This window comes from Emticicia sp. (assembly GCF_049241225.1).
Lineage (GTDB): Bacteria > Bacteroidota > Bacteroidia > Cytophagales > Spirosomataceae > Emticicia.
In genome coordinates this window covers 4,616-7,159 of record NZ_JBMLRC010000044.1, presented here as the reverse complement: position 1 = coordinate 7,159, position 2,544 = coordinate 4,616, and the positions used below count along the sequence as shown (strand labels likewise).

Here is a 2,544-nt window from a genome sequence, read left to right as displayed (position 1 = left end):
AGCGAAGACTTCCTTAAAAATTATTTCTGCTTATAAATCTTACCTTCTTTCATTACAAGCACCACATTCATCATAGCTTTGGGGTCTTGTAGAGGGTCGCCATCAATGGCCACAATATCAGCCAGTTTACCTTTTTCGATAGACCCAAGGTCATCTTTCATTCCCAGAATCTCGGCATTTACGATAGTGGCCGATTTTATTGCTTCCATCATTGGCATTCCACCTTCTACCATATACATAAACTCTTTTGCATTATAGCCGTGAGCAAAAACCCCCGCATCAGTTCCAAAGGCAACTTTTACGCCCGCTTTATAGGCTTTTGCAAATGTAATGGCCGATTGTTTGCTTGTTTCTAAAATCTTAGGCACTATCAATGGATGATAATATCCCGGAATTTTTACCGAATCTAAGGTTGATTTTCCTGCAATAATCGTAGGCACGTAGTAAGTGCCGTATTTTTTGAATAATTCAATCGCTTCATCGTCCATCAGCGTTCCATGTTCGATAGTTGTCACACCCGAACGAATCGCACGTTTCATGCCTTCGGCTCCGTGTGCGTGAGCAGCCACAATAAAGCCGTAATCTTTAGCCGTCGAAACAATGGCTTCAATTTCGCTTTCGGTAAACTGTGGGCCTTTCCCGTTTTTAGCCACGCTCAAAACACCGCCAGTTGCTGTAATTTTTATGCAATCGGCACCGTCTTTATAACGCTGACGTACGGCCTGACGACCTTCTTCGGGGCTATCTACAACACCGTCAGTTACATCATCTGGCACTGTGTATTTGGAATTGATACCATTGGTTGGGTCGCCGTGTCCGCCAGTGGTGGCAATGGTTTTTCCTGAGGTAAAAATTCTTGGCCCAATTACCAAACCTTTATTTATGGCATTTCTCAACGAAATATTTACGCCAGTTCCACCCAAATCACGAACGGTCGTAAATCCAGCCATTAGGGTAGTGTTGGCGTGTTTTTGGGCTTCAAAAGCAATATCAGCCATACCATAACTCATGCGTTTGATGTATTGGTCTTTGCTGCTTTCACTTTCGATATGCACGTGCATATCAATCCAACCAGGCGTAACGGTTTTGGTTTTCATATCTACCACTTTATCGCTTGCTTGTGCGGAAGTATAGCCACTTTGCACATCAACGATGCGATTTTTCTCAACAACGATTGTCATCTGAGATTTAGGGGAATTACTTATACCATCAATCAAAGTTCCGCAATGAATAAGCGTGCGTTGGGCAAAAGACGAAAATGATAAGCCAACCGAAAGAGCCAAAAGGTAAGTTTTTTTCATTGAGATGTTTTTTAGTTTAGGTAGTTGAATTTAATTGCTAAAAGTAGGATATTTTGATTCTTTATAAAATTACTTGCTAAGATTTTTTTACTACCAAGCGTTTTCACAAGGCATGAAAAGAATGTTTTGTGTAATTTAAGAATACTTTGGACTATGGGTGGAAAGTGATAAGACTGTAAGCAATAAAAAAAGGTCTTTCGGAGTTGAAAGACCTTTGAGGTAATTTCGGTGAAAACCTTAATTTTTTGGTACTAAAACACCATTGGCTTCAAACGCTAACTCAGTTTTTGGCTCGGTGATTTTTGCAATTTCATCTTTGCTTTTTCCAGCATCTTCGGCGTAGTGACGAAGCTCGTCAACCGAAGTGGTTTTAGTTTTTGCATTTCCTTCAAAAACGATGGTTTTGCCAGCAATATCTTTCGGTACAAAGAAACCATAATCTTTGAATGTTACTCGCATGGTTTGGCCGTTGTCCATCTTCACTTTCATCCAGCAACCTTTTACTTGGCATACCGATTCTACTACGCCCGTTACTTTGGCATCTACTGTTCCTTTTTCAGCGGCTTTTTTTGCTAAATCTGTCGTGGTGATGGCTCCGCTTGGCTTGATTTTTTCGCCAAAACTGTCATATTTTTGACCAAATGAAACGTTTACTGCGAAAATAATTGCGAAAAGTGTGATGAGTTTTTTCATTGTTGATAATTTAATTTTGAATGATTGACTGAGCGAATGAGAGAATGGTTAATTTGTATTTTTCCTTGCTTTAGAAAGTACTTTTATGATTTCTTCTGCCTCATTCATTAAATCTGCTAATTTATTTAATGGTAAAATATTTGATTCAACTAAAATTTCTAACCAGAAAAGCGATTCGTCAGCTTCTTCAACAGTGATACTTAATTTCGAGTAAAATTCAGCTTTGCTTCTTGCTCGACAAACCGCCCTATAATTTGCTCCAACCGAACTTGCTGACCTTAGTAATTGTTTACCTATGATTTGAGCTTCGTCTGTTTTTGGTAGAGATTGAAATACCTTTATATTTCTCAGCGTGAAATCTTTTGTTCTTTTCTTAAATTCCTCAACAAAAATAGTTTTTTCTATAATCTTTTCCACAGCAATTAAGTTTTTTATTAAGTAGATTCAAACGCTACATTCGCTCATTCAATCATTCAATCATTCAATCATTCAAAATTAATCTACCACTGTTACCCAACCTTTACAATCAACTCCTGTATCGGTTTTAATG

The 2,544-nt window shown here is 38.4% G+C and carries 3 protein-coding genes; all 3 read right to left on the bottom strand.

The window, feature by feature from the left end:
• Positions 1 to 20 precede the first annotated feature (20 nt).
• The 3 genes from ACOVO2_RS02940 to ACOVO2_RS02930 all read right to left on the bottom strand — a co-directional run bounded on the left by ACOVO2_RS02940 (position 21) and on the right by ACOVO2_RS02930 (position 2,411).
• Positions 21 to 1,301, bottom strand: a complete 1,281-nt coding sequence (locus ACOVO2_RS02940) for an amidohydrolase family protein (protein WP_421768540.1) — start codon at positions 1,299 to 1,301, stop codon at positions 21 to 23.
• 237 nt (positions 1,302 to 1,538) lie between these two features.
• Positions 1,539 to 1,994 (bottom strand): DUF4920 domain-containing protein, encoded by a 456-nt coding sequence (locus ACOVO2_RS02935; RefSeq protein ID WP_421768539.1) that lies wholly within the window; start codon positions 1,992 to 1,994, stop codon positions 1,539 to 1,541.
• A 48-nt stretch (positions 1,995 to 2,042) separates the two neighbouring features.
• Positions 2,043 to 2,411 (bottom strand): four helix bundle protein, encoded by a 369-nt coding sequence (locus ACOVO2_RS02930; RefSeq protein WP_421768538.1) that lies wholly within the window; start codon positions 2,409 to 2,411, stop codon positions 2,043 to 2,045.
• Between the last annotated feature and the right edge of the window lie 133 nt (positions 2,412 to 2,544).